Below are 22,383 nucleotides of genomic sequence, written 5' to 3'. Positions count from 1 at the left end.
CGACGGCTCCCGCCGAGTCACGGCGAGGACGGGAGCTTCGGCTGATCCGGGCGTACGGAGAACACCGTGTCCCCGGCCATCGCCACGATCGCGTCCTTGACGAGCAGCACGGACGGCGGCCGCTCCTGCGCCGTGTCCCCGGGTTCGGTCAGCGCCGAGGTGCGCCACACCTCCGCCCCGGTGGCGCTGTTCAGCGACAGCAGGCGGCCGAAGCGGTTGGCGAAGTAGAGCCTGCCCTGCCGCTTCGACTCCACCGGCGCGGACAGGCTCTCCGTCTCCGTCTCCCGCTGCCACAGCTGCTCGCCGCTGCGCGCCGACAGCGCGGTGACCGTCCCGTTGGTGCGCACCGCGTAGACGACCCCGTTCAGCAGGGTGGCCGAGCCGTGTACGGGGTGCCGCAGCGGGACGCGCGTGGTGTCGCCGGTGCGCGGATCCACCCGGATCAGCGCGTTGTACGGGCGCTCGTACCCGGCCTCGTACACCTCCTTCGCCGTCTGCGGGGCGAGGAAGAGAGGCGCCCCGTCGTCGGAGCCGAGGTGCAGCGCCTTCTTGGGGAGGGTCGCGAGGGCGCGCCGCGAACCGTCGGAGGGGTCGAGCCGCAGCAGGGTGTACGGGCCCTCCTCGGCCAGCCCGTCCGACGTGAGCCGCGAGCACAGGGCGTACGGGACACCGGAGGCGACCGGTGTCGCCGGGTCGCAGAACTGCCCCTCCAGCGCGGGCGACCGCCACAGCGGCTGCCCCGACTTCCCGTAGGCGGCGAGCTGACGGTCGTCGGCCGACAGCGTCAGCAGCCCGCCTCGGAACAGGCGCACCGACGCGGACTGGCTGATCCCGCGTTCCCACCGCTGCTTCTTGGTGCCGGTGTCCAGGGCGGTCACCCGGCGGCCCTGGTCCTCCGGCGCGGAGTAGCTGTAGACGAGGCCGTCCCGCACCCCGATGGGGCGCGCGTCCTGCGGCCTGGTGCCGTTCCGCCACTGGACCTTGCCGGTGGCGGCGTCGACCTTGGCCACGGTGAAGCCCTTGCCGCCGCAGTACAGTGCGGTGCCACGGTCCGCCGGTACGCACGCGGCGTCCCCGTACACGAGCGGGGGCAGCGGGGCCTCGTACCGCAGCGTCGTCCGCCACGGGCGCCAGCCCTCGGGCAGGGACACCGGGTGCGCGACGGCGCTGGCGGCGGTGGAGGGGCGGTACGGCGGCGGTTCGTCGACCACGTGGTAGGCCACCCGCGCGACCAGCCCGGCGACGGCCACGGCGCCGACCCCGATGAGGACCGCCCGCCGCCCGGGCTTCCGCCGCGCGCGTTTCTCCGGCGGGGCCAGGCGCGGATCCGGACGCTTCGGGGCCGCCTCCGGGGCGGCCGCGGCGGCGAAGTCCGGCAGCGCGCCGAGCATGTGGTGCAGTTCGTCCAGGCCCGGCCGCGTGTCCGGATCCTTGTCCAGGCACCGCTGGGCGAGCCCCACGAGCGGTTCCGGCACGCCGTCCAGCACCGGCGGCTCGTACATCACCTGGTACCCCGACAGATACGGGCTCTCGGCGTCGAACGGCCCGATGCCGATGGCCGCGTAGACCACCAGCGCCCCCAGCGAGAACACGTCCGAGGCGGCGGTGACGTCCCGAGGGTTGCGCAGCTGCTCCGGCGACATGAAGCGCGGCGTACCGAGCACCCGCCCTGCCGTGACGGTGAGCGTCTGGTTGTCGGCGGCCCGCGAGATGCCGAAGTCGATGACGCGCGGCCCGTCCCCGGCCATCAGGATGTTGGCCGGTTTCAGATCCCGGTGCACCACCCCGGCGCGGTGGATGTCCCGCAGCGCCTCGACGAGCCCCAGCCCCAGCCGCCGCAACTCCCGCCCACCGAAGGGGCCGTCCTGCAGCACGGCCTCGGCGAGGGTGCGCCCCGGCACGTACTGCGTGGCCATCCACGGCCGTTCGGCCTCCGGATCGGCGTCCACGACGGCGGCGGTGAACGCCCCGCTCACCCTGCGCGCCGCCGCCACCTCCTGCCGGAAGCGCGTGCGGAACTCCTCGTCCTGCGCGTACTGCGCGTGCGTGAGCTTGACCGCGACCTGCCGCCCCGAGGCCGACCGCGCCAGATAGACGATCCCCATACCGCCCGACCCGAGCCGGTCGAGCAGGGCGTAACCGCCTATGGACGCCGGATCATCGGTACTCAGCGGCATAGCCGGATCCCCTTTCCCTCGCCCAACCCCCACAACCGCCCCCTAGGTTAGGCCGCGCCAACCCGGTGCGGATGGCCGGGATAAGGTGATCATGCCCAGGACGCGTGTAATAGCCATGCATCAGGGGGCCGTTGGACGGAATGCCCCCTGCCCGCCCTGGGGCACCGCCCTGAAAGAGAAATGATGCGCGTTCAGAAGATCTCCCTCCTCGCCCTGACCGTCGCGGCCGGTCTCTCGCTCAGCGCCTGCCAGGGGGGCGACTCCTCCTCCCAGGGCTCGGGCGACAGCAGCGCATCCGCCGCCCCGAAGTCGGACACCGGCACGGACAGCCCCGACGGCTCCTCCGGTTCCGGCTCCTCCGGTGACATCGGCGCGAGCGGTGGCGCCGAGGCGGGCGGCGGCGCCAGCTCCGGCGCCTGCAAGACGTCCCAGCTTGAGTTCAGCAGCTCCCACGGCATGGGCGAGGGCACCCTCCTCGTCAACCTCAAGAACACCGGGTCCGCCGACTGCACCCTCCAGGGCTTCCCCGGCGTCGACCTCAAGAGCAAGGACGGGTCCATCAGCGCCGAACGCGGCGACGACACCCCGCAGAAGGTCAGCGTCAAGCCCGGCGAGGAGACCCGCTTCACCCTCACCTACCCGCCGAACACCTCCGGCGGCACCGGCGCGACGTTCACCAGCCTCGCCGTCACCCCGCCCGGAGAGACCCACGCCGCCTCCGTGCCGGTCACCATCAACGTCCCCGCGTCCGACAGCGCCACCTCCGCCGTCACGGTGGAGCCCGTCGGCAGCGGAAAGTAACCGCGCCCGCACCCTCGGCACCCTCAGCCCCAGGCCGCTGGCCTGGGGCTTTGTCGATCGGCGTGCGTCCGGGAGCGCGGCGGCGGACGCTGGATGAAGGGGGCGGCCCGACCGAACCGGAAGGTGGTCATCATGAAGACTCCGCCGATCGTCTCGCCGGGGGAGTGGGAGGAGGCGCGCCAGGAGCTGCTCGTGGAGGAGAAGCAGCTGACCCACGCCCATGACGCGCTGGCCGCCAAGCGCCGCCGGATGCCCTGGGTGGCGGTGGAGAAGGAGTACGCGTTCGACGGCCCCGAGGGCAGGGTGAGCCTGCTCGACCTGTTCAAGGGCCGCCGCCAGCTGATCGTCTACCGCGCCTTCTTCGAGCCCGGCGTCTTCGGCTGGCCCGAGCACGCCTGCCGCGGCTGCTCCATGGTCGCCGACCACGTAGGCGACCTCGCCCATCTGAACGCCCGCGACACCACGCTGGTCTTCGCCTCGCGCGCGCCGCAGCGGAACATCGAGGACGTGAAGGCGCGGATGGGCTGGACGATGCCCTGGTACACGATCACCGACGACTTCGACGCCGACTTCGACGTGGACCAGTGGCACGGCACGAACGCCTTCATCCGCGACGGCGGCCACGTCTTCCGCACCTACCTCATCAACGCGCGCGGCGACGAGTCCCTGGGCAGCACCTGGAGCTACCTCGACATGACCGCCCTGGGGCGGCAGGAGAGCTGGGAGAACTCCCCCGAGGGCTACCCCCAGACCGCGCCGTACGAGTGGTGGGACTGGCACGACACCTACGGCGCCGCCGACCCGCCCCCGGAATGGCTGGCCCAAACCCGCCGGGGCCCCCGCCACCAGCCGAGCTGACGGCCGGTGGTTCAGCCGCGCTCGTCGGGAAGGGCGGGGCCCGCGAAGTCCGGGCTGGTGTAGCCCAGGCGCGGGCGGCGGCCGGAAGAGGCGGTCCGGCTCGGCTCGGTCCGGCGCAGCTCGGCGCGCAGGTACGGGAGGACGCCGCGTTCGAGCAGGGCCCGCCGCCATGTTTCGCGGGCCTCGGCCGTGCCCGGGGTGGCGCTGGCCGTGCCCGGGGTGGCGCTGGGCGGGGCCGGGGTGCGGTGGCGGGCGGCGGTGCTGAGCAGCCAGACCACTCCGCACGCCGTCGTCACCGCCGTGATCACGGCCGCGGTCTGTCCGGCGGTCAGCAGCGCGTCGCCCAGTTCGCGCCCCGCGCGGCCGAGCCCCAGGACGGAGCCGAGGAGCAGGAAGACCGCGGTCGCGGCCGCCGCCAGCACCGGCGCCAGGACCGCGAGCGCGGGCAGCAGGCCGCGTGCGCCCGCCGGGGCGGAGGGGGTGCGTACGCCGGGGGCTCCCGCTGTGCGTTGACGCAGGTAGGCGGCGTACTCGGGGGCGGCGGCCGTGGCGATGCCGGTGCGTTCGGCGAGGGCCCGCGCCCGCAGCCGCTCGGCCGCCGCGCCCCCCGCGGATCCGTGCCGCCGCAGGGCCGCGCGGATCTCCGGGGTGTTCAGCGCCTGCCACAGCACCCGTTCGACGTCGGGTTCGTCTTCCGGTCGTAACGCGGGTGGTGTGCCGTTCATGTCGGTGTCCGTGTCCTTAGGTCGGGCGCGGGGCGCGGGGCGCGGCGGTGGTCAGAGGCTGACGCCGAAGTCGGCGGCGATGCCCGCCAGGCCCGAGGCGTAGCCCTGGCCGACCGCGCGGAACTTCCATTCCGCGCCGTGGCGGTACAGCTCGCCGAAGACCATCGCGGTCTCGGACGCGGCGTCCTCGCTCAGGTCGTAGCGGGCGAGTTCGGCGTTGTCGGCCTGGTTGACCACCCGGATGAAGGCGTTGCGGACCTGGCCGAAGCTCTGGCCCCGGCTCTGGGCGTCGTGGATGGAGACGGGGAAGACGATGCGGGTGACGTCGGCGGGGACCGCCGCCAGGTTCACCTTGACCGACTCGTCGTCGCCCTCGCCCTCACCGGTGAGGTTGTCGCCGGTGTGCTCGACCGAACCGTCGGGGCTGGTGAGGTTGTTGTAGAAGACGAAGTGCCGGTCGGACACGACCTTTCCGGCCTCGTCGCACAGCAGGGCGCTGGCGTCGAGGTCGTAGTCGGTGCCCGTGGTCGTCCGTACGTCCCAGCCCAGGCCGACCAGGACCGCGGTCAGGCCCGGCGCCTCCTTGCTGAGCGAGACATTGCCGCCTTTGGACAGGGAAACTCCCACGATCTCCTCCTCGGTGTGCGATGGCTACGCACAAGAATCTACAGCACTGTAGAAGTAAGTGGACCCTGTACCGTCACCTGACGGCTGGTTGTCGGCGGCGTGCCGGAGGGAGATGGCGTGAGAGAGCAGGACGAGGGCGACCCGGGCCCGCGCTTCCGGCGGCGGGGGCAGGGCGAGCTGGAGGCGCAGGTGCTGGCGGTGCTGCGGCGGGCGGACGGCCCGGTGACGGCCGCCTGGGTGCAGGAGCGGCTCGACGGCGATCTCGCGTACACCACGGTCATGACGATTCTCTCCAGGCTGCAGGCGAAGCAGGCGGTGACCCGGGAGCGGGCGGGCCGGTCGTTCGTATGGCAGGCGGAGTCGGACGAGGCGGGGCTCGCGGCGCTGCGGATGCGCCGGGTCCTGGACGGCCAGGACGACCGGGGAGCGGTGCTGGCCAGCTTTGTGACGGGGCTGACGGCCGACGACGAGCAGCTGCTGCGTGGCCTGTTGAGCGAAGCGGAGGGAGACTGAGCCGCGTTGGGTATGTTCGTCTTTCTGCCCCTGGTTCTGCCGTTAACGGCGCTGCCGATCACGCGGCTTGCCGAGCAGTACCTCCATCCACGCCGCGCCACCCGGCTGTTGTCGCTGGTGGGAGGCGTCCTCGCGGTGTCCTCCACGCTGTGCCTGGCGCTGCTGGTGGTCGTCGGCACGGCCCAGCTGCCGGGTAACCCGCTGCCGGACGGCTGGTCGGACCCCGAGGTGCGGGCGGCGGTGCCGTTCGACGAGGTCGCCGGGAAGGCGGCCATCCTCGCGCTCATCCCCGTCGCCGTCGCGTGTGCGGCGACGGTCCGGCGGCACCTCCGGGCGCGGCGGCGCGCCCAGGAGGCGGTTGCCGGGCTGGCCGACGAGCTGGTCACGACCCTGCCCGACGACGAGGCGTACGCGTACGCGCTGCCCGCCGCGTCCGGCAGGCCCGGCCGGATCGTCGTCTCCACCGCGATGCTCGCCTGCCTGAACGCCCCTGAGCGGCGCGCCCTGATCGCTCATGAGCACGCCCATCTCGCCGGACGGCATCACCGCTATCTGCTGGCCGCCCAGTTGGCGGCGCGGGCCAACCCCCTGCTGCTCCCGCTGCGCGGAGCGGTCGCGTACTGCGCCGAGCGGTGGGCGGACGAGGAGGCGGCCGGTGCGGTGGCGGACCGTAAGGTCGTGGCGAGGGCGGTCGGCAAGGCCGCGCTGGTCTCCCGTGGCACCCCCGCCCCGACGCTGGCCGGGTTCGCCGCGCCCGGACCGGTCCCGCGCCGGGTGGCCGCGCTGCTGGGCCCGGTGCCGTCCGCCCGGCACTGGCCGCCCGCGTACACGGCGGCGGGCGTCGCCGCCTGGGTCGCCGCCGGGGGGACGACCGCGTCCGCGCTGTCCTCGGCGAACGCGGCGATCGCGCTCTTCCGGGTCCTCCAGGCGGCGACCCCGCTGTAACGGCTGCGCTGTAACGGCTCCGCCGACTACAGGTCGAACTCGGCGGGGTCCAGGTCCAGGCTGAAGCAGGCCTCGCGGACCACGGCCCGCTCCGTCTTGTCGAAGTCGCCGTCGGCGCCGCCGATGACGATGCCGATCTGGATGACGGCGCGGGCCTCGGCGGGCTTCTTCTTCGCCTTGGCCACCTCCTGGAGGACGCTGACCTTGCCGAAGTCGAAGTCCGCGGTGAGCTTGTCGAGGTAGTCGTCGAAACGCCACCGCAGGTCGTCCGCGGCGAAGTTCTGCAACACCTCGTTGGTGGCGATCAGCTGGGCGACGCGCTGCCGCTCGGACGCGTCGATCGAGCCGTCCGCCGCCGCCACCAGGGCACACATCGCCATGCTGGCGTCGCGGAACGCGCCGCTCTTGAGGTCGTTCTTCTTGGCGAGCAGCTGGCTCTGCATCGTCTGGGCGGAATCCTTGATGCGGTCCCACAGGGCCATGACCAACTCCGTACGTCGTCACTGACTGCTAACTTCTACAACACTGTAGAAGTTAGCAGAGCGGAGTGGCCGAGGGGTGTGGGGTGCGGCGGCTCAGTCCTCTTCGTCCTCGAAGGCGTCGCCGATCTCGTCGACGACCTCCGCCGCGACGAAGCCGCCGACGACGCCGACCGCGACGCCCGCCGCGACACCGCCGACGATGGCTCCGGTGCTGGGGCCGGAGCGGTGGTTGCCATGCCCGTGGTCGTGCCCGTGTCCGTGGCCGTGTTCGTGGTGCGAGCCGTGCGCGTGCGAGCCGTACGCGGGCGCGCTGTCGGCGAGCTGCCGGATCCAGCCGTCGACCTCCGCGTTCCAGTCGCGGTCCTCGACGCCGTCATGACCGACGGTGAAGCGGGTGAGCGCGTCATGCCCCGAGGAGAAGAGCCCGCCGCGCTTGTCGGCCTCCAGGACGATGTCCAGGCCGCTGGGGTTCGCGAGGAAGGTCACCTCCAGCTCGTTGAAGGCGTGCGCGTACTGCGGGGCGGGAGTCAGCTCGATCTCCTGGTAGAACGGCAGCCGCTGCCCCGTCCCGCCGATGTGACCCAGCTCCAGATCGGCGGACTTGAAGCCGAAGCCGAGCTGCCCCAGCGCCTCCAGGACGGCCTCCTGGGCGGGCAGCGGACCCACCGTCAGCTGGTCCAGGTCGCCCTTGTCCCGCGCGCCCGCCACCTCAAGGCCGGTACGGACCCCGAGGACGATGCCCAGCGGCTGCCCGTACAGCTCGGTGACGGGCGTCTCCCACGGCAGGTGCGCGGTGAACGGCAGGCTGCGCTGCTCGCCCTCGGCGAGCCGGAACCCACCGCCCACCGTGAAGTGGTCGAAGACGACGGTGCCCTCGCGCTCCTCGTCGCCGTGCTCGGCCTCGACCCGGGCGACGAGGTCCAGGGTGATCTGCTCGATCTCGAAGTCCGCGCTGCCGCCCCGGAGATGGACCTGCCCGGTCAGCGGCCCGCCGGGACGTACGGGACCGGGGTCCAGCACGGTGTCCACGGTGGGAGCGCCGACACCGAGCGAGCCGAGCAGTCGTTTGAACACCATCGTGGCGTCCACTCCTTATGTGCCTATGCGTTCTGTTCCGGGCGCGAGTGAGAGCGCGATCCGCACATCGGCGTTCGCGTCTCTACAAGCATGTAGAAGCATAGGGGGAGCGGTGTCCCGCTGTCCCGGTCCTGGTGGGTTACACCAGTTGGTTACACCGGTCGGTTACATGGGCTCGGGGGTGCCGAGCTGAGCCGACGCCCGCTCAAACGGAGTGGAGGCGTCCACGGGTGCGGCTGCGGGGACGGAGCGGCAGGTGAAGCCGAGCCGGGTCATGGCCCGGGTGACCTCACCGGCGCTGAAGTCGCGCCGGTCCTGCCTGGTGATGACCTCGCCCACCTGCTTCACGGGGTACTGGCGGCGGCCGATGAGGACGGACTCGCCCGTGATGGGCTCGGGCGTGACGTCCTTCATCGAGGCCAGCACCCCGCTCTTGGTCAGGTCGAACGGGTAACGGGCGATGACGCAGCGCATGATGCCTCGCAGGAAGCTCGCAGGGGGAGGGAGAAGGGCCCGGCCGTCCGGGCCGGGGTACGTCTGGCGGCGCTGTGGCGCGGAGAACGCAAGACGGGTTTTCGTCCAGAACCTTTGATGGAGCGTCCGCAAAACGGTGGAAGAGCGGAACCCTCGGATGATGCTGCCGGTGTCAGCGGCGTGGCGTCTCCTTCGAGGGGGCAGCGCCCGGCATCCGCAGTGTGCGGGGAGGCCAACGCTAGCACGGTGCGATCGGCTGAGCCTGGCGGCCACGGTATTGGTCAGGGCTGGGTGCGCTGCTGCCGCTCGCCCTTCGTGTCCCGTTCGGAGCGTTCGGCGGACGGGGGCGCGGTCAGGTCGAGGAGGAGCATCGCGTCGTGGTCGGGGGTGCCCGGTTCGGCGGTGTAGACGCCGAGGCGCTGGCCGGGGGTGCCTTCGAGGTGCATGCTCTGGGCGCTGAGGGTGAGGACGCCGACCTCGGGGTGGTGGAACGTCTTCTGGGGCCGCTTGCGGCCGATGACGTCGTAGCGCTCCCACAGGGTGGCGAAGTCGGGGCTCTTCAGCAGGAGTTCGCCGACGAGGTGGGTGAGGTCGGGGGCGTCGGGAGCGGTGCCCGCCAGGGCGCGCAGCCGGGCGACACAGCCGCGGACCTGCTCCGCCCAGTCGGGGAAGAGGGCGCGGGCGGTGGGGTGGAGGAAGAGGTAGCGGGCGATGTTGCGCTGCTTGACGGGCCAGTCGGCGATGCCCGCGTACAGGGCGAGGCCGCCGGGGTTCCAGGCGAGCAGGTCCATGCTGCGGCTGATGACGTACGCGGGGCTCGGCCGCAGCGTCTGGAGGATGAGCTTCAGGTGCGGGCGCACGGTCCGGCTGGGCGGGGGCGGCGGCTCGGGGGCGTACCGGGCCGCGCGGGTGGCCAGATCGCGCAGATGCTGGTGCTCGGCGTCGTCGAGGCGCAGCGCGCGGGCGAGGGCGTCGAGCACGGCGGGGCTGGGCCGGGTCTCCTTGCCGCGCTCCAGCCGGACGTAGTAGTCGATGCTCATCCCGGCGAGCGTGGCCAGCTCCTCGCGGCGCAGGCCGGGGGTGCGGCGCAGCCCGCTGCCCACGGTGAGGCCGACCTGATCGGGGCGGGTCTGGGTGCGGCGGGCGCGCAGGAACTGGCCCAGCTCCATGCCGCCACCGCCGCTACTGGACCCGCTGGTGCTCTGCTCGGATGCCATAGCGTCAGTGTCACACCGCGCTGACCTGCGTGGCAGCCGCGTGGGGGGCCCTGTCGTTACCCCTGAACGCCGCTCCCCGGCACGGCCCGGCCTGCCACCGGGGCCGGAAAGACGTGAGGCTCGATCTCCGTCAGCCCACCCCGCTTCCCAGCGCAGGAGATCGTCCCGTGTCCCCGTCCGTCCCGTCCGCTCCGTCCACCCCACTGCGGGCAGCCCCTGCCGATCCGCCGCCGCGGAGCAGGCCCGGCGGGCGGGCGGCCATGGCCGCCGTCCTGGTCGGCTTCTTCACGATCATGGTCGACGCCATGATCGTGAACGTCGCCCTGCCCTCGATCGGTCGCGGCTTCGGCAGCGCGATGACCGGGCTGCAATGGGTGGTCGACGGCTACACCCTCACCTTCGCCGCGTTCCTGCTGTCCGCGGGCGCGATCAGCGATCGGATCGGGGCCCGCCAGGCGTTCGCCGCCGGTCTGGCCCTGTTCGTCGCGGCGTCCCTGGTGTGCGGGCTGGCCCCGGGCCTGGGCGTCCTGGTGGCGGCGAGGCTGGTGCAGGGGGTCGGCGCCGCGATGGTCCTGCCGTCGTCGCTCGCCCTGCTGCGGGAGACCTTTCCGGACCCGGCCGAGCGCGCGCGGGCCATCGCGCTGTGGGGCGTGAGCGGGGCGGTCGGCGCGGCCGCCGGTCCCGTCGCCGGGGGGCTGCTCACGGTGATCGACTGGCGGATGGTCTTCTTCGTCAACCTGCCCGTCGGCGCGGTGGCCCTGCTGCTCCTCCGGTACGCCCAGCCCTCCCCGCGCCAGGCGGTGCCGTTCGACCTGGCCGGTCAGCTCGCCGCCGTCGCGGCCATGGGCGGGCTGACGTACGCGGCCATCGAGGCCGGAGCCGTCGGCTTCGGCGCCCCGCGCGTCCTGGCCGCCCTCGCCGTGGCGGTCGTGTCGGCCGTCGTCTACGTGCTCGCGCAGGCCCGGGGGAGGCATCCGATGACGCCGCTGCCGCTGCTGCGCTCCCGCACGATGTCGCTCACGGCGGCCATCGGGTTCGCGCTGAACGTCGGCTTCTACGGGATGATCTTCCTGCTCGGGCTCTATCTGCAGCAGGTGCACGGGCTGAGCGCGCTCGCCACCGGGGTCGCGTTCCTGCCGATGAGCGTGCTCACCTCCTTCGTGGGCCCCGTCGCCGCCCGGCTGGCCACGCGGTTCGGCGCGCGGATGCCGATGGTCACCGGTCAGCTGCTGATGGCCACGGGCCTGCTCTCGATGGTGGCCCTGCCCGCCACGGCGCCGGTCTGGCCGACGGTGCTGCTGATGGTGCCCGTCGCCGCCGGTGGCGGGATGGCGATGCCCGCGATGACGGCGCTGCTGCTGGAGAGGGTGCCCGCCGAGCGCGCGGGCGTCGCCAGCGGTGTGCTGAACGCGGCCCGGCAGCTCGGCGGCGCGCTGGCCGTCGCCGCCTTCGGCGCGCTGGTCGCCGATCGCGCCCGGTTCGTCTCCGGGCTGCACACCGGTCTCCTGATCGCCGCGGCGGTGGTGGCGGCGAGCGTCGCGGCCACCTGGCTGCTGGAGCCCGTACGCCGCGCAGCCCGCTGACCCTTTCCCCTGTCCCGTACGCACGTAAGGACATCCCCCCATGCGCCACGTCACCCTCAACAACGGCATCGACATGCCGATCCTCGGCTTCGGCGTCTACCAGATCCCGCCGGAGCGGACCGAGCAGGCCGTCCTCGACGCCCTTGCCGCCGGGTACCGGCTCCTCGACACCGCCGCCTCCTACGGCAACGAGGAGGCGGTCGGCCGCGCCATCAAGGCCAGCGGCATCCCCCGCGACGAGCTGTTCGTCACCACCAAGCTGTGGCTCCGGGACACCGGCGAGGAGAACACCCGGCGCGCCTTCGCCACCTCGCTGCGCAAGCTCGGCCTCGACTACCTCGACCTGTACCTGATCCACCAGCCCTACAACGACGTCTACGGCTCCTGGCGCGCCATGGAGCGGCTGCACCGCGACGGCGTCATCCGGGCGATCGGCGTCTCCAACTTCCACCCGGACCGGCTCGTCGACCTCCTCTCCTTCAACGAGATCACCCCCGCGGTCAACCAGATCGAGACCCACCCGTTCTTCCAGCGCACCGCCGACCAGGAGGTCATGCGCGAGCACGGCGTCCAGATCGAGTCCTGGGGCGGGTTCGCCGAGGGCCGGGGCGGTCTCTTCACCCACCCGCTGCTGAGCGGGATCGCCGAGCGGCACGGCAGGTCCGTGGCGCAGATCGTGCTCCGCTGGCTCGTCCAGCGGGACGTCGTCACCATCCCCAAGTCGGTCCGCGCCGAGCGGATGGCGGAGAACATCGACGTCTTCGACTTCGCGCTCACCGACGACCAGATGGCGGCCATCGCCACCCTGGACACCGGCAGTTCCCTCTTCTTCGACCACCGCGACCCGGCCGTCGTCGACTGGTTCGCGGGTCTCCACCGCGATACCGCCTGATGTGACGGGGCAGGACCTGACGACGAACATCAGCGCAGAGCGGTGGCGTTGGCTGGGGAGCCGACGCCGCCGGTGAGGTTGAGGGGCTTGACGGTCAGGAGGCTGGTCCAGCGGCCGGTGGCCCGGGAATCGGCGGTCAGGGCGGTGAGGTTCCACAGCTCGCCCAGCGGCAGGCCGAGCCCCGCGATCAGCTCCTGATGCATCATGCCGTTGTCCTCGGGGGCGCTGTGGCGGAAGTCGCTGTCGGGGACGACGACCTGGCAGCCCTGTGCCTCCTTGATTAGCTGGCCCGCATGACTGACCTAGGCACCGTCGCCTGGCCACCTGCCCTGATCAGGACCGAGCGGCTCGTGCTCCGTGAGCCCGAGCCCCGGGACCGCGCGGCGTTCATCGATCTGCTCGCCTCGCCGGAGGTGCACACCTACCTCGGCGGGCCCCGGCCGCGTGACGAGCTGGAGCGCGTGATGCCCGGGGCGCCCGAGCGGTGGCCCGGGAGCTTCGTCGTGGATCTCGACGGGCGATGATCGGCCAGATCCTGCTGAGGAGAGCGAGGGGGCACCGTCGCCCGGCTGCCACGGGGAAGGCCGAACTGGGCTACCTGTTCCTGCCGGAGGCGTGGGGATTCGGGTACGCCACCGAGGCGTGCGCGGCGGCACTCGGCTGGCTCACCGGCGCGCTCCCCGGCGAGCCGGTGGTGCTCACCACCCAGACCGCCAACGTCGGCTCGATGCGTCTCGCGGCGAAGCTGGGGTTCACCGAGGTGGAGCGGTTCGAGGGCTGGGGCGCCGAGCAGTGGCTCGGCATGTGGTCCCCGGCCACGCCGTCAGATTGAACTCGTGCGAGCCCGACGACCGGCCGTGGACCGTGAGGCGGTCGGCATGGGGGACCCGTCCAGGATGGCTCCGACCAGGTCGGCGGTGAGCCGCTGCCAGTGGCGGGCGCCGCGGAGCATGGTGTGGCCGCCGTGCCGCATCGCGATCGTGTGGACCTGGGCGCCTTCCTGCCGCGCCCGCTCGGCGAAGAGCCAGGAGTGCTCGGCCTCCGTGATCCGGTCGTGCTCGTCGTGCAGGACGGCGATGGCTTTGCCGCGCAGATGGGCGACCGGTTCGTTCGGCGGGCACCACGGTGCGAGCGCGACGATGCCCAGCACCGAGGGGTGGCCCCCGGCCAGGAGCGCCGCGCGGCCGCCCATGGAGTGGCCGACCAGGACGACCGGCAGACCGGGGGCGGTGAGTCCGGCGAGTCCGGCGAGCCCGGCGGTGAGTTCGTCGAGGGCGCCTCGGGCGTCGTGCGCGGCGTCGGCACGCGGTCCGTTCCACCCTCGGCACCGGTAGCGCACGGAGGCGAGCACCAGCCCCCGTTCGTCCAGGGCCCGCGACACCGCGCCGCGGAACGGGCGCATCCGCAGCGCGGGCAGGTTGAGCGGCGGGGGAGGGGCGAGGCCGTCCGCGCTCCCTCCGTGCAGGAGGAGCACCGCGGCGCGCGGGGCGGACGGCAGGGTGTGCACGATCAGCGGACGGTGGGACACGAGCTGTACGCGGTCGGCGTCCGGTGACGCGGGCCCCGCGGAGCCCGCATCACCCGCAGGGCATTCGCTGTCGCTCATCGTTCCGTTCCCCTCCCCCTCCCGGGCGTGCCCCGGTACGGCGGCGTCAAGACGACGATACGGCGGTGGGCATCCGCCTGGTCGCCACCGCCGTGACGGTGGCGCCGTGACGATGGCGCCGTACGCCAGATATATGTGGCTGCGGTACTTCGCCTTACTACGCCTTGAGCTGACCGACCACGTCAACAACCAACGGGGGCTTCGACGTCGTGTTCTCCTCATCCGCCGCACCACCCGGCCCGGCCGCGCCGCACATGGTCGTCTGCGGTGACGACGCGCTCGCACACCGCCTGGCCGCCGAACTCCACGGCGTCTACCGGGCACGCGTCACGGTCGTCATCCCGGGCGGTGTTCCCCTGGCGGAGCCCACGGGGCAGCGGATGGCGGGCGGCCCCGCCGCCACGCTCTTCGGCCGGTTCACCGCGGCCGTCGGACGGGTTCCACTGCCCCGGCAGCCCGTGGCCACCCCCGTGGCCGCCCCCGTGGCCGATGACGACCCGGACGCGGACGCGGGCGTGCGCGTCGTGGAGGCCCACGCCCTGGACGACGGCGTGCTGACCGAGGCGGGCGTCGAGGGCGCGACGGCGCTCGCCCTCGTCCATGACGACGACGAGGCCAACATCCACGCCGCCCTGCGCGCCCGCCGCCTCAACCCGCGGCTGCGGCTGGTCATCCGGCTGTACAACCGCAAACTCGGCCAGCACCTGGAAGACCTTCTCGACCAGGCGGCCCGCGTCGCCGACCCCGGCATGGACGCGGCGGAGCTGGACGCCTCCGCCACCGTCCTCTCGGACGCCGACACCGTCGCTCCCGCACTGGCCGCCACCGCCATCGCGGGCACCAGCAAGGTGGTGCAGGCCGACGGGCTTCTGCTGCGCGCGGCCGAGCGCACCCCGCCCCGCCCCGACGAGATCCCCGACCCCGGCCTGTGCACCCTCGCCCTGCTCTCGTCCACCACCAGCGACCCCGGCGGCAGCGAGGGCTCGGACAGCAGCGGCGACGAAGGGCCCAGCCTGCTGCCCGGCGACGCCGAGGTCGCCGCCGCCACCGGCCGTGGCACCGTGGTGCTCGACGCCGTATCCGCCACCGGCTCGTCCATGCCGTCACGGCGGCTCGGCAGCCGCCGCGTGCCCCTCGCCTCGCTGTTCTCCCGCCGACTGCGCTGGTCCGTCGCCGGAATGGTGATCGCCGTGCTCGCGCTCACCCTCGCCTCCTGGCGGCTCACCGGCGACGGTCTCGTCCACGCCGCCTACCTCACGGTGCTGGACGTCCTGGCCATCGACGAACCGGCGCTCGACGAGCCGACCGCGCGCAAGATCCTCCAACTGCTGTCCGGGCTGACCGGACTGCTCCTGCTGCCCGTCCTGGTGGCCGCCGCCTTCGAGGCGCTGGGCACGTTCCGTACCGCGTCCGCGCTGCGCCGCCCGCCGCGCGGCCTCTCGGGCCATGTCGTCCTGCTCGGCCTGGGCAAGATCGGCACCCGCGTGCTGGCCCGGCTCCGGGAGATGGACATTCCCGTCGTGTGCGTGGAAGAGGACCCCGGCGCGCGCGGTATCCCGCTGGCCCGCAGGCTGGGCGTGCCGACCGTCACCGGCGACGTCACCCAGGAAGGCGTCCTCGAAGCCGCCAAGATCCAGCGGGCTCACGCCTTGCTGGCCCTGACCAGCTCCGACACCACCAACCTGGAAGCCACGCTCTACGCCCGCTCCGTCAAACCCCGGCTGCGGGTGGGGCTGCGCCTGTACGACGACCAGTTCGCCACCGCCGTCTACCGCACCCTGCGCGCCGCCCACCCCCAGGCCCTGACGCGCAGCCGCAGCGTCTCCACCCTGGCGGCGCCCGCCTTCGCCGGGGCGATGATGGGACGCCAGATCCTGGGCGCCATACCGGTCGAGCGCCGGGTGCTGGTCTTCGCCGCGCTGCACGTCGCCGGGCACTCGCAGCTGGAAGGCCGTACGGTCGCCGAGGCGTTCACCCCGGGCGCCTGGCGGGTGATCGCCCTGGACGCGGCGGAACCCGCGGACCGGCAACGCGACCTGGCGGCTACGTACGACGGTGACGCACGGGAACCCGGCCTGGTCTGGGACCTGCACCCCGGCTACGTCCTGCGCTCCCAGGACCGCGTGGTGCTGGCCGCCACCCGCCAGGGCCTGGGCGAACTCCTCGCCGGACACGCGCGCACCGGCTGACGGATGAGACCAGCCCGCTAGCGCGCCACGCGGTGGCGGAGGTAGACGAATTTCGAGCTGAAGGTGCGGGTCTCGACGAGTTCGAGATCCACCCGGCGCTCGTGCCGAGGAAAGAACGGAATGCCACCGCCGACCAGCACCGGGTACACCATGGCCCGGTACTCGTCGATCAGCCCCAGCCCGGCCGCCTCGCTGGCGAGGGTCGCGCCGCCGATCGCGATCTCCCCCTCCCCCGGCTCGGCCCGCAACCGCTCGATCTCCTCCGCCAGCCCACCGGAGGCCAGCCGGGCCTGGCCCCGCACCGCCGACAGCGTGGTGGAGAACACCACCTTGGGAAGCGGATTCCAGAGCGCGACCCACTCCAGCTCCGCGTCGTCGAGCGAGCGATCCTGGTCGGCGGTCTCCCAGTACAGCATCGTCTCGTACAGCCGCCGCCCCAACAGGTGCACGCCGACCTCCCGGATCTCGTCGATCCAGAAGCGAAAGACATCCTCGTCGGGCGCCGTCCAGTCGAAGCCGCCGTCCGGCCCGACGATGTAGCCGTCCAGTGAGACGTTCATCGAATAGGTCACGCTGCGCATGAGAAGCCTCCTCGGTACCGGTGTCGACAGTAGGACCGCCGCCCCCGGCAAAACTCATCGCGCCGCACCACTTCAGCCGAAAACCGGGAGTCCCCACGTGAGTGAGCGGAAGAAGCCGTTCCTGTACGTCGTCGTCTGTGCGGCCGGGATCGCCGACGACGTCGGCAAGCTGATCAACGCGGCGCAGGAGCGGGGCTGGGACGTGGGCGTGATCGCCACGCCCCAGGGCCTGGGCTTTATCGATGCCCAGGCCGTCGAGGCCCAGACCGGCTACCCGATCCGCTCCGCCTGGCGCTCCCCCGGCGACCCCCGGCCCCTCCCGCCCGCGGACGCGATCGCCGTCGCCCCGGCGACGTTCAACACGATCAACAAGTGGGCCGCCGGGATCGCCGACACCCTGGCGGTGGGCGTCCTGTGCGAGGCGTACGGCTTGGGCATCCCCACCGCCGCCCTGCCGTACCTCAACGCCGCCCAAGCCGCGCATCCCGCGTACCGGCAGAGCCTGAACCGCTTGCGCGACGAGATGGGAGTGCTCGTCGCCGAATACGAACCGCATCAGCCGAAGGCGGGCGGAGGCCGTGACCGGTTCCGGTGGGAGCGAGCGGTGGAGCTTCTCACTTGTCGAGGGCCAAAGCGGTGAGATCGCTGCTCCGTTCGAAGCATTCCTGATGCCTGGTCGGATATTCCGATTAATCCCAAGGCATCAGAGAAGGCCATGAGACACATACACATAGTGCGGGTGCTGCTGGGCGCGGTGCCCCTGGTGGCGAGCCTGGCCTTCGCCCCTGCCGGTGCGAACGCCCAGGCGGTAGACACCGGAGGCCAACGGTCAGCGGCCCCGGCCCCGGCCCCGGCCACGGCCACGGCCCCGGCGGCAGGCCGGGCGGGGAAGGCGGTGGCCTCCGAGCCCGTCTGCAGCCCCTCGCCGGGTACGGTCACCTGTCTGGCCGAGCTGCGAACGGACATTCCGGCGATGGCGAACTCGTCGTCCGACCGCACCGACCCGCCCGGCTACCACCCCCGCGACATCCAAAGTGCGTACCGGCTGCCCGCTCACGCCGGCGCGGGCCGGACGGTGGCGGTTGTCAGCGCGTTCGACAACCCCCATGCCGAGAGCGACTTGGCGGTCTATCGGCGCACGTTCCATCTGCCGCCGTGCACCACTGCCAATGGCTGCTTCCGGAAGATCAACCAGAACGGCGGCAGCACCCCGCCACCGCTCACCGATCCTGCCTGGGCGACTGAGACCGCCCTCGACATCGAGGCTGTCAGCGCCGCCTGCCCCCGCTGCGAGATCCTGCTCGTCGAGGCAGACACCAACTCCCTCAGCAACATGCTCACGGCGGTGGCTCAAGCCCGCACCCAGGGCGCGAAGTACATCTCGATGAGCTGGGGCCTGCCGGAGAGTGCCTCCCAGCCGGCCCTCGACCAGACCTACTTCAACTTCCCCGGCATCGCCTTCGTCGGCGCCTCCGGCAACGGCGGCTACAACGGCTTCATCTATCCCGCCGCGTCCCAGTACGTCACCGCTGCCGGGGGCACCCGGCTGGACCGCTCGCTCCAGCCGGTGCCGGGCCCGCAGAAGAAGCGTTCCGGCTGGTACGAGAGCGCCTGGAGCCGTTCCGGCTCCGGCTGCTCCCAGTTCCAGCCCAAGCCGCCCTTCCAGACCGACCCCGACTGCCCCAGGCGTACCGTCGCAGACGTCTCCGCGCTCGCCGACCCGGCCACCGGCTTCGCCCTCTACTCCACGTTCAGCTCCCCGGGCTGGAGGGTGATCGGCGGCACCAGCGTGTCCAGCGCGCTGATCGCCGGGATGTACGCGCTGGCGGGGAAGCCGGGCCCGGCCGACCGCCCGAACTCCTACCCGTACGCCCACCGCTCCGCGTTCTGGGACATCGACCAGGGATCCACGGGCTCATGCGGTGGCTCCTACCTCTGCACCGCCAAGATCGGCTACGACGGCCCGACCGGCGTCGGCACCCCCCGAGGAGTCCGCGGCCTGCGCCGCTGACCCAACCCCCCGGACGGTCACGACGACCGCGCCGGTCGCCACCTCGGCCGGCGCGGGTCCGCGGGGACGTCATTCGCTCGCGGCGTCCCCGTCCTCCCACCGCAGCAGGTCGCCCGGCTGGCACTCGAGCGCCTCGCAGAGCGCGGCGAGCGTCGCGAAACGCACTGCCTTGGCGCGGCCGTTCTTGAGTACCGCCAGGTTGGCGGGCGTGATCCCTACGCGGTCCGCGAGGTCGCCCACGGACATCTTCCGCCTGGCCAGCATCACGTCGATGTCGACGGTGATCGGCATCAGATCACCTCGTCCAACTCGGCCTGCATCTCTGCCGCTTCGACGTCGCGCGCGACGGCCTGGGCGAGCAGCATCCGCAGCACGAGCACGATGAGCGCGACCCCCAGGATGGCCAGGCCGATCCCGCCCATGATGACGGTGACGCCCGGGTCGTCCCGCTGGCCCGGCGCGTTGAGGGCCGTGACCGCGAACCACAGGAGGGCGGCCGCCACGATCGCGCCGATCACGGCGTCCACGTACCGGAAGGCGGCGTGGGAGAACACGGTTCCGCGTCGCACCATCGTCACCAGCCGCCATACGCTGACCAGCGCGACCTGTGCCGCGCCCATGCCCAGGACCGTGATCACGCGCAACGGGGTCAGCGGGAGCGCCCCGTCCTCCGGATCGCTCCCGGTGATCAACACCCACACCATCAATGCCTGCACGAACACGGTGCCGGCGAGCACCACCACGAGCACGGCGCGAAGCGCACGCACTGCTAGCTGTCCCATGGCCCGTCCTTCCATCGAGTTGCGATGGAAATCTATCGAATATCGATAGATGAATCAAGAGGTGAGACGACCGCGGCCGTACTCCGCGAGTGCGTTGAAGGCGGCCTTGGGCTCCCACGGCAGGCCGGGATACGTCGTACCCGTGCGGCCGTCGGTGAGGACCTTGACGATGCCGAAGGACGCCTTGTCGAAGTCGCGGTCGTCGTTGTCCCCGTTATGCGGCAGGTCGTAGCGGGCGAAGGTGTAGACGAAGGCCGCGTCGATCCCGGAGCGCTCGAAGAGGCCGAGGAGTTCGCGAAGGTAGTCGGCCTGTTCCTGCTCGTCGCGGGTGACCGGGTGATTGAACCGCGCGGGGCGGGCCCGCTCGTCCCAGTCGATGACCGCGTCGCCACGGCTCCCGACGGCGGCGGCTCCCCGGTAAGGGGCGCATCCGAACTCGGTGACCGCCGCCGGCTTGCCGTGCGCGGTCAGGGCCCGCAGCCCGTCGGCGAGATGGTGGGCGTTCTGCGCGTCGCGGTAACCGGCGTCCGTGGTGACGATGTCGAACGGCGTCCAGTCGACCCCCTCGAACGGCAGCGACGCATACCCGATCCGGCCGGTGAACCGGGCCCGCACGGCGGCTGTCACCTTGGCGAGGAAGGCGTTCATCAAGACCGGCACGGTGGCCAGCGCGGTACGCAGCCGCTGGGGGTCGGAGAGGACGGCGGCCCGCTCGGTGAAGGTGTCGCCGGGCAGGAAGCCCGGGGTGAAGAGGGAGATCTCCGACCCGGTGAGGAAGACCACCTCGGCACCCTCGCGCCGCAGCTTCTCCGCGCGCCCGGCGCTGTCGGCGAGGAAGTCCAGGAGCTGGTCCTGGGTGAGGTCGTTGGTGAACGGGCAGTACCAGACCTCGAGTCCGGCCTCGGCCGCGAGACGGGCGGCTGTCTCCAGCCGGTCGCGGTCGCCACCGGTGATCCGTACGGCGTCGCAGCGCAGCTCGTCGTGGATGATCTCCATTTCGCGGCGGACGGTCACCGGGTCGAAGGGCTCGCGGGTGGTGGTCCCCGCGCTGGTGAAGCCGGTGTCGAAGTTGATGCCGAAGACGCGCACGGCGATCCTCTCTGCCGAGAAATTTAGGGTACGGAGCGTACCCTAAATGGATGCAGGTGCGGCTAGGCAGAGCGTGCGACAAGTACGTTCCGTACCGTAGAAACCAAGGTGTGCGACGAGAGGGGACGAGCAGTGCCGGAGTCCACGGACACGGAGCGAGAGGCCGGGGCGCCGCGGCGGCGGGGCGCCGTGCTGGAGGAGGCGATCCTGCGGGCGGCGGCGGAAATACTGCGGGAGTCCGGCGTCCCGGGGCTGACCATGGACGCGGTGGCCCGGCGGGCGGGCACGAACAAGAACGCGATCTACCGCCGCTGGCCGAACCGCGTCGCGCTCGGCGCCGCCGCGTACCGCCGACTGGCCGCCACCGAGGCCACGGTGCCGGACACCGGCTCGCTGCGGGAGGACGCGCTGGAACTCCTGCGGCGTGCGAACAGCACCTGGTCGTCACCGTACGGAGAGATCCTGCGCGGCCTCATCGCGGCGGCCGACGGCACGCGGGAACTGGTCGCCGAGTTGCGCGACCCGGCGGCCGGCGGCGACGCACACCAGGCGGCATGGCTGACGGTCCTCGGCCGGGCGGTGGCCCGCGGCGAAGCCGCACCCGAGGCACTGCACCCCCGGGTCGCGTCCGCCCCCACGGCACTGCTGCGCAACGAATACGTGACGAGCGGCGCCCCGGCCGTACCGGACGCCACCCTCACCGAGATCGTCGACGAGGTCTTCCTCCCCCTGGTCCACGGCCGGACCCCAGCCGACAGCCGGGCCCGAAGCCCGCGTGGCAGCCGACCACATGGCGGCCAAGGCCACGGTGAGAAACCCGACTGAGGTCTCCTCGGCTGGTCGGCCGGGCCCTCAGCGGGGCAGGCCCACCGCCCGGGAGATGACAGTGTCGAAGGCGCGGTCGGGCAGGATCCGGCGGAGGGCGATGAGAGGCCGGGCGCCGAAGCCGGTGGCGTAGCGGGGCTTGGGGCGGCGGGTGGTGACGGCCTTGCCGATGGCGTCGGCGATGACGGTGGGCGGGGAGTTGCGCCTGGCGTTGGCCTCGGAGCGCATGGCGGCGGCGACGGCGGTGGCCTGCCGGGCGTAGGGGCCGGTGGCGGAGGACTTGTCGAGCTTGTCGGCGGCGATGCCGCCCCATTCGGTGGCGATGCCGCCGGGTTCGATGACGACGACGTCGATGCCGAAGGGCTTGGCCTCCAGTCGCAGGCAGTCGCTGAGGGCTTCGAGGGCGAACTTGGTGCCGTGGTACCAGCCGCCGAGCGGGGTGTAGATCTTGCCGCCCATCGAGGTGACGTTCACGACGGTGCCGCCGCGCTGGGCGCGCATGTGCGGCAGGACCAGCTGGGTCAGCCGCACGGCGCCGAAGACGTTGACCTCGAACTGGTGGCGGGCCTCGTCCAGAGGGACGTCTTCGAGGGCCCCGTAGGAGCCGTAGCCGGCGTTGTTGACCAGGGCGTCGATACGGCCCGTCTCGGCGACGACGCGGTCGACGCCGGTGCGCAGGGAGTCGTCGTCGGTGACGTCCATCGCCAGCGGGCGGATGCCGTGGTCGGCGAGTTTCCGCAGCCGGTCGGTGCGGCGCGCGGCTCCGTAGACGGTGTAGCCGAGCTCCCGCAGCTTGAGAGCGGTGGCCTCGCCGATGCCGGAGGAGGCACCGGTGACAAGGGCGGTCTTGGGCATGTCGAATCCTCATGGCTAAGATGAACATCAGTTCACTATCTATCCTGAACCGTAGTTCACCTTGATGCAAGTGG

The 22,383-nt window shown here is 72.3% G+C and carries 24 protein-coding genes and 1 pseudogene; 11 read left to right on the top strand and 14 right to left on the bottom strand.

Annotated elements, in window-relative coordinates:
* Positions 1–17: 17 nt before the first annotated feature.
* A complete protein-coding gene (locus ACFV9T_RS34350; RefSeq protein WP_385446426.1) occupies positions 18–2,177 on the bottom strand; it encodes a PQQ-binding-like beta-propeller repeat protein in 2,160 nt (719 codons plus the stop codon).
* A gap of 180 nt (positions 2,178–2,357) precedes the next feature.
* On the opposite strand from ACFV9T_RS34350, the gene ACFV9T_RS34345 reads away from it, so the two are divergent.
* The gene (locus tag ACFV9T_RS34345) at positions 2,358–2,978 is read left to right on the top strand and encodes a DUF4232 domain-containing protein (RefSeq protein WP_385446425.1); all 621 of its coding nucleotides are present in this window, start codon (positions 2,358–2,360) and stop codon (positions 2,976–2,978) included.
* A gap of 132 nt (positions 2,979–3,110) precedes the next feature.
* Positions 3,111–3,836 (top strand): DUF899 domain-containing protein, encoded by a 726-nt coding sequence (locus ACFV9T_RS34340; protein WP_385446424.1) that lies wholly within the window; start codon positions 3,111–3,113, stop codon positions 3,834–3,836.
* Between the two features lie 11 nt (positions 3,837–3,847).
* On the opposite strand, the gene ACFV9T_RS34335 is transcribed toward ACFV9T_RS34340, so the two are convergent.
* The gene (locus tag ACFV9T_RS34335; RefSeq protein WP_385446423.1) at positions 3,848–4,561 is read right to left on the bottom strand and encodes a hypothetical protein; all 714 of its coding nucleotides are present in this window, start codon (positions 4,559–4,561) and stop codon (positions 3,848–3,850) included.
* Between the two features lie 51 nt (positions 4,562–4,612).
* The gene (locus tag ACFV9T_RS34330) at positions 4,613–5,188 is read right to left on the bottom strand and encodes a TerD family protein (RefSeq protein ID WP_385446422.1); all 576 of its coding nucleotides are present in this window, start codon (positions 5,186–5,188) and stop codon (positions 4,613–4,615) included.
* Positions 5,189–5,305: 117 nt separating this feature from the next.
* Between ACFV9T_RS34330 and ACFV9T_RS34325 the strand changes: the two genes are divergently transcribed.
* Positions 5,306–5,701, top strand: coding sequence for a BlaI/MecI/CopY family transcriptional regulator (locus ACFV9T_RS34325; protein ID WP_385446421.1), 396 nt, complete (start codon positions 5,306–5,308; stop codon positions 5,699–5,701).
* A 6-nt stretch (positions 5,702–5,707) separates the two neighbouring features.
* A complete protein-coding gene (locus ACFV9T_RS34320) occupies positions 5,708–6,646 on the top strand; it encodes a M56 family metallopeptidase (RefSeq protein WP_385446420.1) in 939 nt (312 codons plus the stop codon).
* 26 nt (positions 6,647–6,672) lie between these two features.
* On the opposite strand, the gene ACFV9T_RS34315 is transcribed toward ACFV9T_RS34320, so the two are convergent.
* From ACFV9T_RS34315 to ACFV9T_RS34300, 4 genes are all read right to left on the bottom strand, one after another.
* Positions 6,673–7,128 (bottom strand): tellurite resistance TerB family protein, encoded by a 456-nt coding sequence (locus ACFV9T_RS34315; RefSeq protein ID WP_385446419.1) that lies wholly within the window; start codon positions 7,126–7,128, stop codon positions 6,673–6,675.
* Between the two features lie 93 nt (positions 7,129–7,221).
* A complete protein-coding gene (locus ACFV9T_RS34310; RefSeq protein WP_385446418.1) occupies positions 7,222–8,205 on the bottom strand; it encodes a sporulation protein in 984 nt (327 codons plus the stop codon).
* A gap of 165 nt (positions 8,206–8,370) precedes the next feature.
* Positions 8,371–8,679 carry an SCO5918 family protein gene (locus tag ACFV9T_RS34305; protein ID WP_385446417.1) on the bottom strand — a complete coding sequence of 103 codons (309 nt, stop codon included), beginning with the start codon at positions 8,677–8,679 and terminating at the stop codon, positions 8,371–8,373.
* Positions 8,680–8,960: 281 nt separating this feature from the next.
* Positions 8,961–9,896, bottom strand: coding sequence for a helix-turn-helix transcriptional regulator (locus tag ACFV9T_RS34300; protein ID WP_385446416.1), 936 nt, complete (start codon positions 9,894–9,896; stop codon positions 8,961–8,963).
* A 167-nt stretch (positions 9,897–10,063) separates the two neighbouring features.
* On the opposite strand from ACFV9T_RS34300, the gene ACFV9T_RS34295 reads away from it, so the two are divergent.
* Both ACFV9T_RS34295 and ACFV9T_RS34290 read left to right on the top strand, forming a co-directional pair.
* Positions 10,064–11,479, top strand: coding sequence for an MFS transporter (locus ACFV9T_RS34295; protein WP_385446415.1), 1,416 nt, complete (start codon positions 10,064–10,066; stop codon positions 11,477–11,479).
* A 40-nt stretch (positions 11,480–11,519) separates the two neighbouring features.
* Entirely contained in the window at positions 11,520–12,371 is an 852-nt protein-coding gene (locus ACFV9T_RS34290; protein ID WP_385446414.1) for an aldo/keto reductase, read from the top strand.
* Between the two features lie 29 nt (positions 12,372–12,400).
* Here the strand turns inward: ACFV9T_RS34290 and ACFV9T_RS34285 are convergent, their stop codons facing one another.
* Positions 12,401–12,577 (bottom strand): hypothetical protein, encoded by a 177-nt coding sequence (locus ACFV9T_RS34285; RefSeq protein ID WP_385446413.1) that lies wholly within the window; start codon positions 12,575–12,577, stop codon positions 12,401–12,403.
* Between the two features lie 87 nt (positions 12,578–12,664).
* Here ACFV9T_RS34285 and ACFV9T_RS34280 point away from each other — a divergent pair.
* Positions 12,665–13,203, top strand: a pseudogene (locus ACFV9T_RS34280) (GNAT family N-acetyltransferase).
* On the opposite strand, the gene ACFV9T_RS34275 reads toward ACFV9T_RS34280, so the two are convergent.
* Positions 13,195–13,977, bottom strand: a complete 783-nt coding sequence (locus ACFV9T_RS34275; protein WP_385446412.1) for an alpha/beta hydrolase — start codon at positions 13,975–13,977, stop codon at positions 13,195–13,197. The pseudogene ACFV9T_RS34280 and the gene ACFV9T_RS34275 overlap by 9 nt on opposite strands.
* Positions 13,978–14,231: 254 nt before the next feature.
* Between ACFV9T_RS34275 and ACFV9T_RS34270 the strand changes: the two genes are divergently transcribed.
* Entirely contained in the window at positions 14,232–16,166 is a 1,935-nt protein-coding gene (locus ACFV9T_RS34270; protein WP_385446437.1) for an NAD-binding protein, read from the top strand.
* A 17-nt stretch (positions 16,167–16,183) separates the two neighbouring features.
* Here ACFV9T_RS34270 and ACFV9T_RS34265 read toward each other — a convergent pair whose 3' ends face one another.
* Positions 16,184–16,747, bottom strand: a complete 564-nt coding sequence (locus ACFV9T_RS34265; RefSeq protein WP_385446411.1) for a dihydrofolate reductase family protein — start codon at positions 16,745–16,747, stop codon at positions 16,184–16,186.
* A 97-nt stretch (positions 16,748–16,844) separates the two neighbouring features.
* Here ACFV9T_RS34265 and ACFV9T_RS34260 point away from each other — a divergent pair, with 97 nt between their 5' ends.
* Both ACFV9T_RS34260 and ACFV9T_RS34255 read left to right on the top strand, forming a co-directional pair.
* A complete protein-coding gene (locus ACFV9T_RS34260; RefSeq protein ID WP_385446410.1) occupies positions 16,845–17,387 on the top strand; it encodes a flavoprotein in 543 nt (180 codons plus the stop codon).
* A 75-nt stretch (positions 17,388–17,462) separates the two neighbouring features.
* Positions 17,463–18,758, top strand: a complete 1,296-nt coding sequence (locus ACFV9T_RS34255) for a S8 family serine peptidase (RefSeq protein ID WP_385446409.1) — start codon at positions 17,463–17,465, stop codon at positions 18,756–18,758.
* Between the two features lie 69 nt (positions 18,759–18,827).
* Here ACFV9T_RS34255 and ACFV9T_RS34250 read toward each other — a convergent pair whose 3' ends face one another.
* From ACFV9T_RS34250 to ACFV9T_RS34240, 3 genes are read right to left on the bottom strand one after another with little or no spacing between them, the layout of a single operon-like run.
* Positions 18,828–19,049: a helix-turn-helix domain-containing protein gene (locus tag ACFV9T_RS34250; RefSeq protein ID WP_385446408.1), complete on the bottom strand. Its 222-nt coding sequence runs from the start codon at positions 19,047–19,049 to the stop codon at positions 18,828–18,830.
* Positions 19,049–19,540 (bottom strand): DUF2975 domain-containing protein, encoded by a 492-nt coding sequence (locus tag ACFV9T_RS34245; protein ID WP_385446407.1) that lies wholly within the window; start codon positions 19,538–19,540, stop codon positions 19,049–19,051. The genes ACFV9T_RS34250 and ACFV9T_RS34245 overlap by 1 nt, the downstream gene beginning before the upstream one ends.
* Before the next feature lie 54 nt (positions 19,541–19,594).
* On the bottom strand, positions 19,595–20,629 hold the full coding sequence (locus tag ACFV9T_RS34240) for a hypothetical protein (RefSeq protein ID WP_385446406.1): 1,035 nt from the start codon (positions 20,627–20,629) through the stop codon (positions 19,595–19,597).
* Between the two features lie 132 nt (positions 20,630–20,761).
* On the opposite strand from ACFV9T_RS34240, the gene ACFV9T_RS34235 reads away from it, so the two are divergent.
* Positions 20,762–21,454, top strand: coding sequence for a TetR/AcrR family transcriptional regulator (locus tag ACFV9T_RS34235; protein WP_385446405.1), 693 nt, complete (start codon positions 20,762–20,764; stop codon positions 21,452–21,454).
* 27 nt (positions 21,455–21,481) lie between these two features.
* Here ACFV9T_RS34235 and ACFV9T_RS34230 read toward each other — a convergent pair whose 3' ends face one another.
* Positions 21,482–22,309, bottom strand: a complete 828-nt coding sequence (locus tag ACFV9T_RS34230) for an oxidoreductase (protein WP_385446404.1) — start codon at positions 22,307–22,309, stop codon at positions 21,482–21,484.
* Positions 22,310–22,383 lie beyond the last annotated feature (74 nt).

It is taken from the genome of Streptomyces sp. NPDC059850 (assembly GCF_042731515.1).
Classification (GTDB): Bacteria; Actinomycetota; Actinomycetes; order Streptomycetales; family Streptomycetaceae; genus Streptomyces.
The sequence above is the reverse complement of the archived record's forward strand: the minus strand, read 5'-3'. Positions and strand labels throughout refer to the sequence as shown.